The following is a 333-nucleotide window of genomic DNA, read 5'->3' as shown; positions in this document are numbered from 1 at the left end:
AAGTCGACAAGGAGTTCTACGTCTCGCCCTTCAACGACGTGTCGGGCCACTACCGGCTGCGGATGCCGCCACCTGCCGACGGACGCGTCGCTGTCTCGATCGTCCTCGAGCGCGCCGGCCACGAACCCTTCGTCGCTTCGCTGTCGGGTCGCATCGAACCCGCGACGCCGCGTGCGATCGTCGCTACCCAGGTGCGCGCCCCGCTCGCCCCGCTCGTCGTCTCCGCCCGCATCCGAATCCAGGGAATCAAGCTGTGGGCCAAGCGACTCCCGATCGTGCCCCGCCCCCCGCAGGTCGAGCGTCAACGCCCGTCGGTCGAGCTTGTCGAGACCA

General features: G+C 69.1%; 1 protein-coding gene. It reads left to right on the top strand.

Annotated elements, in window-relative coordinates; translation table 11 throughout:
• A partial coding sequence (locus B3T59_RS00795; RefSeq protein ID WP_287001267.1) for a DUF1365 family protein occupies positions 1-333 on the top strand: 333 nt, incomplete at both ends.

It is taken from the genome of Gordonia sp. UBA7860 (assembly GCF_002500165.1).
GTDB classification, from domain to species: Bacteria; Actinomycetota; Actinomycetes; order Mycobacteriales; family Mycobacteriaceae; genus Gordonia; species Gordonia sputi.
This window is presented reverse-complemented; position numbering and strand designations above follow the sequence as displayed.